This window comes from Methanobrevibacter sp. (genome assembly GCF_045636185.1).
Lineage (GTDB): Archaea > Methanobacteriota > Methanobacteria > Methanobacteriales > Methanobacteriaceae > Methanocatella.
Window position 1 is genome coordinate 1 of the sequence record NZ_JAZTXC010000121.1, and the last position, 8,203, is coordinate 8,203.

Consider the following 8,203-nt stretch of genomic DNA (forward strand, 5'->3'; position numbering starts at 1 on the left):
TGGTTCATATTTGAACTTGGTATTGTCTTATTGATTTTAGGATTCTTATTCCCAGCATTTGGAATGATCGGTATGGCATTAGGTGCAATATTAATTGTTGCTGCTCTTGGTATACTCTTCTGGACTAACGGTGCTTTCGGACTTATGGATGTATTTGGATTCATGGGAGATGTACTTTCATATGCTCGTCTTTTAGCTCTTTGTTTAGCTACTGGTGGTATTGCAATGACTGTAAACATCTTGACCAATATGGTAAATGACATGATTCCATTTGTAGGTATCGTTTTAGCTATTATCATCTTTATCGGTGGACATATTGCTAACTTCCTTTTCCAAGTATTAGGTGCTGGTGTTAACGCTTTGCGTCTTAACTATGTAGAGTTCTTTGCTCAATTCTATATGGGTGGAAAACATTCATTTGAAGCTTTTAAAGCTAAAAGACAATTTACAAAAATTAAGAAATAGACAAAATTTAAATTTATAGTTTTATAATTCAATGCTTAAAGATGAAATTATTGGAAATGTGATTTTATATTTAAGAAAATTATGAAAATTCATAATTGAAACTCAAGAACTTTATGCTTATAAAAATGTCGAAAGGCAATTATTATAAAATGATGTTCTTTTATCAAGAACTTTGCGTTCTATTGAAATATAATAAAAATTATATTAAAAAAAATTTTAACAAATCAATTTAAGGAGATATATTATATGGTAGAAATTGCTTTAGGTACTGCTTTAGCAGCTATTGGTGCTGGTGTAGCAATTGGTTTTGCTGGTTTAGGTTCCGGTTTAGGACAAGGTATGGCAGCAGCTGGATCTGTTGGAGCTGTAGCAGAAGATAACGATATGTTTGCTAGAGGTATTATTTTCTCAGCATTACCAGAAACTCAGGCTATTTACGGATTCTTGATTGCTATTTTATTACTTGTATTCTCAGGATTATTAGGTGGAGGAGAAGGTCTTTCCACTACTGCAGGTATTGTAGCTATTGGTGTAGGTGCATCTATCGGATTTGCAGGTTTAGGTTCCGGTATGGGTCAAGGTATGGCAGCAGCTTCCTCTGTTGGCGCTATCGTTGAAGATACTGACATGTTCGCAAGAGGTATTATCTTCTCCGCATTACCAGAAACTCAAGCTATTTACGGTTTCTTGATTGCTATCTTACTTATGGTATTCGGTGGAATATTAGGTTAAGGAGGTCAGTTATATGAGCTCTGGAGCAGACAAAATTGTCTCTAACATAATGTCTGATGCTCAAGCAAAAGCTGATGTAAATAAAAGTGAAGCTCAAGTGAAAGTTGATGCTATATTAGCTGATGGTGAAAAAAGAGCTGAAGCTACTAAGGTTAAAATCTCAGAAGACGCTGCAAAGCAAGCGGAAATGAGATATCAACAAATTATTTCTGAAGCTAAAATGAATGCTCGTAGGGCAGAATTAGGGGCAAAAGAAGAAGTAATCGAAGAAGCTTTCAGTAAAGCTACTGAAGATTTGACAAATATGGCAAATACCAATGATTCAGAATATGTGGATGCTTTAGTTGAAATGATTAAAGAAGCAGCTGTAGAAATTGGTGGCGGAGATTTAATCGTTTTATTAAAAGAAGATGACATTCCTAAAGTCCAAGATAAATTGGAAACTATTGTCGGATTAATTAAATCTTTAATTAAACGTGAAAAACCATCTGATTTAAGTATAATCGCTACAGAAGTTTCCCGTGAAACTGATGTTGAAACTACTTTAGAAATTGGTGAACCTATTGACACCATTGGTGGAGCTATATTAAGAACAAGAAATGGTGAAATTCAAGTTAATAACACTATTGAATCTAGAATGTTAAGATTTAAGAAATCATTACGTTCAGAAGTTGCAAAAACTTTATTTGATTAGGAGAGATGAATTATGGCTGATGAAATTGCTACAATCATAAGTTCCTTAGGACTTTCTAATGAGGCATTTTTAGCAATAGTTCTTTTAGCATTTGTAGTTATTGGTGCAATTATTGTAATTGTTGCAACTAGACCAATTTTAGATGTTTATCCATATCTTCATCCTAATGCGAGAGTAAGAGCAAGAAAAGGAAGATTATTTGACGACAAACAAATTTCTGAACTTGTTGAAGCAAACAATGTTGAAGAAATTACCAACTATCTCAGAGGATCTCCTGACTATGCTGAATACTTAGATAATTATACACTTGAAAAGGCATTAGATATTCAACTTGGTGAAACTTACGATTTAGTTTCAAGAATGGCTCCTAAAGAAATTCAATCTTCATTTAAAGTAATGGCAAAGAAATCTGACATTGCTAATATTAAAAGCTTATTGACTGCTAAAGAAGCAGGATTAAGCCAAGAAGCTACTGAAGAACTTTTAGTTCCTACTGGTTCTTTATATGAAGATTTACAACGTTTAAGTGATGTTGACACTGTAACAGATGTTGTTGCAGGATTAGATGGAACTGAGTATGCACCGATTTTAGAAGAAGTGCTTCCTGAATATGAAAAAACAGGCATGGTCCTTCCTTTAGAATCTGCATTGGACAAATATTACTTAGACAAGTTACTTGCTTCCTCAGAAACACCATCTGATGAAAACAAACAAATTCTCTATTCATACGTTGGAAATCAAGTTGATGTAGCTAACATTAAATTAATATTGAGAGCAAAAGTTGATGGATTAGATTATGATGCTATCAGTCCATACATGATTGATAGTGGATATCAATTAAGAGAATGGAAGCTTAAAGATCTTATGGAAGCGGAAGATGTTACTGGAGTAATTTCCTCTTTAGAAGGAACAAAATACTCTGATGTACTTACTGATGTGCTTCCTGAATACAATGAAACTGGATCTGTAGCTCTCTTTGAACAAGCTTTAGACAAGTTTTTAGTCGACTCTGCAAAATCCTATTCCATGAAAAAACCATTAGGTATTGGACCTATAATAGGATTCTTGTCCCAAAAAGAGGTTGAAGTTAAAAACTTGAAAGTTATTGCAAGAGCTAAAAGAGAAGAAGACTTCCCAATATCTAAAATTAGGGAGATGTTAGTATGAGTGATGTCGCTATTATAGGAGATATCGATACTGTCACTGGTTTTAAACTTGGTGGAGTTAAAAAAGGTATTATTGTAAATAATGATGAAGAAGCTAAAAATGCTCTTGATGAGTTATTGAACGATGAAATTTCAATTATTATAATTACACAAAAGATAGCTGATAACATAAGAGAACATATTCATAAACGTCTTGGTTCTGATGTGTTACCAATGGTTATTGAGATACCAGATAAGTCTGGTTCATCTGAAGGCGGTGCCGATCAAATGGCAGCTCTTATTAAGAGAGTTATCGGGGTAGAGATGGTTAAATGATTAATGAAGGAAATATTATTAAAATTGCAGGTCCTGTTATCGTCGCAGATGGGATGAGAGGAACTCAAATGTATGAAGTGGTAAGAGTAGGTGAAGCTAAGCTTATCGGTGAGATTATTGAGCTTGAAGGCGACACCGCTACCATTCAAGTTTACGAAGAAACTGCTGGGGTAAAACCTGGTGAGAAAGTGGAAAGTACTGGAGGTCCATTGTCTGTAGAACTTGGACCTGGTGTAATGGGTTCCATTTTTGATGGAATTCAAAGACCTTTAGAAGTTATTAAAGGTATTTCTGGCGATTACATTGCTAGAGGTATTGATGTAGATTCTATTGACAAAGAGAAAAAATGGACTTTCGAACCTATTGCTAAAGTAGGAGACAAAGTTGTTGGTGGAGACGTACTTGGTCAAGTACAAGAAACATCTGCTGTTTTACAAAAAATTATGGTTCCACCAATGATTGAAGGTACCATTAAGTCTATTGTTGCAAAAGCTGAATACACAGTACTTGAAACTATTGCTGAAATTGAGACTGATGAAGGAATTAAAGAAGTTCAAATGCTTCAAAAATGGCCTGTACGTAAAGGTCGTCCATACAAAGAAAAATTGGACCCAGATATTCCACTTATTACTGGTCAAAGAGCACAAGATACTTTCTTCTGTTTAGCAAAAGGTGGGGCAGCAGCTATTCCTGGTCCTTTCGGTTCAGGTAAAACTGTTACACAACAACAATTAGCTAAATGGGCAGACGCAGATATTGTGGTATATATTGGATGTGGAGAACGTGGAAACGAAATGACAGAAGTACTTACCGAGTTCCCATTCCTTACTGACCCAAAAACTGGAAACCCAATTATGGATAGGACTGTTCTTATTGCAAACACTTCCAACATGCCAGTAGCAGCTCGTGAAGCATGTGTATACACTGGTATTACTATTGCAGAATACTTCCGTGACCAAGGTTACGACGTAGCGCTCATGGCAGACTCAACTTCCAGATGGGCAGAAGCTATGAGGGAAATTTCAGGAAGATTAGAAGAAATGCCTGGGGAAGAAGGTTACCCAGCATACTTAGCATCCAGACTTGCACAGTTCTACGAAAGAGCTGGAAGAGTAATCACTCTTGGTCAAGATCCTAAAGAATCTTCCGTAACTGTAGTAGGTGCAGTATCACCTCCTGGTGGGGACTTATCCGAACCTGTTACTCAAAACACCTTACGTATTTGTAAAGTATTTTGGGCATTGGATGCATCTCTTGCAGATAAACGTCACTTCCCTTCCATCAACTGGTTACAAAGTTATTCCTTATACGTAGAAAGTATTACCAACTGGTGGCAAGAAAACGCTTCAGAAGAATGGAGAGCAAACAGGGATCAAGCTATGGTTCTCTTACAAAAAGAATCAGAACTTGAAGAAATTGTACAGTTAGTAGGTCCTGATGCATTACCTGATTCTGAACAAGTTGTATTGGAAACCACCCGTATGTTAAGAGAAGACTTCTTGCAACAAAACGCATACGACGATGTAGACACTTACTGTTCTCCATCTAAACAAGCAGGTATGTTAGCAACTATTCTTAAGTTCCACGAAGCAGCAAGTGGTGCTGTAGAACGTGGTGCAGATGTAAAAGATATTGCAGCATTAACTGTTAAAGAGGAAATTGCTAGAATGAAATACATCCCAGAAGATGAATTTGAAGCAAGAGTAAAAGAAATTCAAGAAAAAGTTGTAACACAATGTGCTGAGGTATAAAAATGAATGCTGATATTAAAACAAGAGAATATACAACAGTTTCTGAAGTTTCTGGTCCTTTGATGGTAGTAGAAGGTGTTGAAGGTGTAGCTTATAACGAAATCGTAGAAATCGAAGCTCCTACCGGTGAACACAGAAGAGGACAAGTATTAGAAGTAAAAGACGATGTTGCTGTTGTTCAAGTATTCGAAGGTACTACTGACTTAAACACCTTAAACACTAAAGTAAGATTTACTGGTGAAACTGCTAAAATCGGTGTTTCAAAAGACATGATGGGACGTATCTTCGACGGTACTGGTAAACCTATTGACGGTGGTCCAGAAATCATACCAGAAAAAGAATTAGATATTAACGGTAACCCAATGAACCCTGCATCAAGAGAATTCCCTGCAGAGTTTATCCAAACCGGTATTTCCACTATTGATGGAATGAACACCCTCGTAAGAGGACAAAAATTACCTATCTTTTCAGGTTCCGGTTTACCACACAACGATTTAGCTGCTCAAATTGCAAGACAAGCTAAAGTAGTAGGTTCCGACGACGACTTCGCAGTAATTTTCGCTGCTATGGGTATTACTCACGAAGAAGCAAACTTCTTTATGAGAGATTTCGAAAGAACTGGAGCATTGGAAAAAGTAACTGTATTCATGAACTTAGCAGACGACCCTGCTATTGAAAGGATCCTTACTCCTAAAATGGCATTGACAACTGCTGAATACATGGCATTCGAACTTGGTATGCACGTATTGGTTATTCTTACTGACTTATCCAACTACTGTGAAGCATTAAGGGAAATTTCCGCAGCTAGGGACGAAGTACCTGGTCGTAGAGGTTACCCTGGTTACATGTACACTGACTTAGCAGGTATTTACGAACGTGCAGGACGTATCGCAGGTAAAGAAGGTTCAATTACTCAGATGCCTATCTTAGTTATGCCTCAAGACGATATTACTCACCCAATTCCTGACTTAACTGGATATATTACTGAAGGACAAATCGTACTCAGTAGGGATATTCACAGGAAAGGTATTTACCCACCTGTAGACGTACTTCCATCCTTATCTCGTTTGATGAGTGGTGGTATCGGTGACGATAAGACTCGTGATGACCACAGTGGTGTATCTGACCAGCTTTATTCTGCTTATGCAGAAGGACGTAACTTAAGAGACTTAGTTGCAGTAGTAGGGGAAGACGCTCTTACTGAAAGGGACCAAAGTTTCTTAGCATTTGCTCAAGCTTTCGAAGATGAGTTCATTACTCAAGCTAAAGACGAAGACAGAAGTATTGTTGAAACTTTAGATCTTGGTTGGAAATTATTAACCATATTACCTAAGACTGAACTTAAAAGAGTAAAAGATGAATTTATTGCAAAATATTACCCAGAATAAGTCTAAAATAGATAAATTCTTTAATATTTTTTAAATTCATCAGAATTTAAGTTTTAGGTGGAAATATTATCTTTTAGGAGGATAGTATGGCAGAAGAAATACTTGACGGTATTAACCCAACCCGTATGGAGTTATTGGCTCTTAAAGATAGGGAAAAACTCGCAGTTAAAGGTCACAGTTTGTTAAAACAAAAAAGGGACGCTTTGATTAAAGAGTTCTTCGACATCTTGGATAGAGTTAAAGGTGCAAGAGAAAACGCAGAAACTAACCTTTCTGAAGCTTACGCAGCACTTACTGAAGCTCAAATTACTATGGGTGACTTAGCTGTTCAAAAAGCGGCTTTATCTGTTAAAGAATCTGTAAAAGTAGATATTTCTTCAAGAAGTATTATGGGTGTTAATGTACCTATAGCTGATATGGAAATGGAATCAAGAACTTTAGTTGACAGAGGATACGGTTTATCCGACACTTCAATTCAATTAGACGAAGCAGCAAAGAAATTCGAAACTGCTTTAAGATACATTATTGAATTGGGAGAAATCGAAAAGACCATTTATCTTTTAGCTGATGAGATTGAAGCTACTAAACGTAGAGTAAACTCTCTTGAGCACATTATGATTCCTAGATTCCAAGCTACTATCAAGTCCATTAACATGAAACTTGAAGAGATGGAAAGGGAAAACTTCGTAAGAATGAAGATGATTAGATCTACAATCGAGAAAAACGAAGCAGAAGCTTTAGCAAAAGCTCAATTAAAAGCAGCTCAACAAGAATAATTGAAATTATGAAATAAATGCAATTCATATTTCGCTAGTTGAAATAGGATATGCGTTTATTATCTTAATTTTCATTATTTCTTATTATTTTATTTTTAGATTTTTAAACTGTTTTTATTATTTTTACAGTCTTTTTTTATTCTAATTTTTATTTAATTTTCATTTTAATTTAATTTTAATTTTTCATATTTTGATCTATAGATTTTAATTTGAATTCTAATTTTAGTTAACTTTATATATAATGTTTAACAAACTATAATATGTTGTATAGTCCCGTGGGGTAGTGGTAATCCTTCTAGGCTTTGGACCCGGAGACGGCGGTTCGACTCCGCTCGGGACTATCAATTTTTTTAGAGGATAAATATAACAATGTTATATTTTTAAAGGCTATTTTTTTCAATTTTCACAAATAATTTTTATAAATTATTTTTTAAAATGAGTTTTTTAAGTAAAATTTAATAAGTTCTTTTATGATATATTATATTGTATTAAATAAAGTTTTAAAATGGTGAAATTATGAGAAGAGACCCAATTCATCAATTTTTACGAAATCCAGACAATAAGGCAAAATTATTCATGGGCATAACTGGTGCTATGATAATAACCACTTTCTTAATAGTTATTGGTACTATAATGCTTATTTTACTCTTAGTGGGAATAATCTAATTCCACACTTTACTTTTTTTATCAATTAATAAATTAGTCAATTATCCAATATTTTTATAAACTTCATCTTCAGCTATTTTTGCATCACTCATTGCAGTTTTTAAATTTTTATCTGAACTGATGATAGTGACTAAAGGTTGATCCTTTTCTATTTTTACTCCTTCATAAGGAATATCATAAACATTTGGAATATTCAAATTTCCAATATTTATCTGTTTTCTTGCATAGATAATCTTCTTGAATGAATACT

The 8,203-nt window shown here is 34.9% G+C and carries 8 protein-coding genes, 1 tRNA gene and 2 pseudogenes; 10 read left to right on the forward strand and 1 reads right to left on the reverse strand.

Annotated features, from left to right (window positions below; translation table 11 throughout):
- The 10 genes and pseudogenes from ACKI3Q_RS07145 to ACKI3Q_RS07190 form a co-directional block, all read left to right on the forward strand.
- Positions 1 to 465, forward strand: a pseudogene (locus tag ACKI3Q_RS07145) (V-type ATP synthase subunit I); the annotation flags it as partial.
- Between the two features lie 246 nt (positions 466 to 711).
- Positions 712 to 1,197, forward strand: coding sequence for a V-type ATP synthase subunit K (locus ACKI3Q_RS07150; protein WP_292778590.1), 486 nt, complete (start codon positions 712 to 714; stop codon positions 1,195 to 1,197).
- Positions 1,198 to 1,210: 13 nt separating this feature from the next.
- Positions 1,211 to 1,891, forward strand: coding sequence for a V-type proton ATPase subunit E (locus ACKI3Q_RS07155; protein ID WP_407415673.1), 681 nt, complete (start codon positions 1,211 to 1,213; stop codon positions 1,889 to 1,891).
- A gap of 12 nt (positions 1,892 to 1,903) precedes the next feature.
- Positions 1,904 to 3,058, forward strand: coding sequence for a V-type ATP synthase subunit C (locus ACKI3Q_RS07160; protein ID WP_407415675.1), 1,155 nt, complete (start codon positions 1,904 to 1,906; stop codon positions 3,056 to 3,058).
- Positions 3,055 to 3,372: a V-type ATP synthase subunit F gene (locus ACKI3Q_RS07165; RefSeq protein WP_292786807.1), complete on the forward strand. Its 318-nt coding sequence runs from the start codon at positions 3,055 to 3,057 to the stop codon at positions 3,370 to 3,372. Before ACKI3Q_RS07160 ends, ACKI3Q_RS07165 begins: the two co-directional genes overlap by 4 nt.
- Positions 3,369 to 5,123 carry an ATP synthase subunit A gene (locus ACKI3Q_RS07170; RefSeq protein ID WP_407415677.1) on the forward strand — a complete coding sequence of 585 codons (1,755 nt, stop codon included), beginning with the start codon at positions 3,369 to 3,371 and terminating at the stop codon, positions 5,121 to 5,123. Before ACKI3Q_RS07165 ends, ACKI3Q_RS07170 begins: the two co-directional genes overlap by 4 nt.
- Positions 5,124 to 5,125: 2 nt before the next feature.
- Complete coding sequence (locus ACKI3Q_RS07175) at positions 5,126 to 6,511, forward strand: ATP synthase subunit B (RefSeq protein WP_407415679.1); 1,386 nt, start codon at positions 5,126 to 5,128, stop codon at positions 6,509 to 6,511.
- Positions 6,512 to 6,597: 86 nt separating this feature from the next.
- The gene (locus ACKI3Q_RS07180) at positions 6,598 to 7,287 is read left to right on the forward strand and encodes a V-type ATP synthase subunit D (RefSeq protein WP_407415681.1); all 690 of its coding nucleotides are present in this window, start codon (positions 6,598 to 6,600) and stop codon (positions 7,285 to 7,287) included.
- 269 nt (positions 7,288 to 7,556) lie between these two features.
- Positions 7,557 to 7,628: transfer RNA gene (locus tag ACKI3Q_RS07185), tRNA-Gln, on the forward strand.
- A 175-nt stretch (positions 7,629 to 7,803) separates the two neighbouring features.
- On the forward strand, positions 7,804 to 7,953 hold the full coding sequence (locus ACKI3Q_RS07190) for a hypothetical protein (RefSeq protein WP_407415683.1): 150 nt from the start codon (positions 7,804 to 7,806) through the stop codon (positions 7,951 to 7,953).
- A gap of 41 nt (positions 7,954 to 7,994) precedes the next feature.
- Here the strand turns inward: ACKI3Q_RS07190 and ACKI3Q_RS07195 are convergent.
- Positions 7,995 to 8,203 (reverse strand): annotated as a pseudogene (locus tag ACKI3Q_RS07195) (carboxylate--amine ligase); the annotation flags it as partial.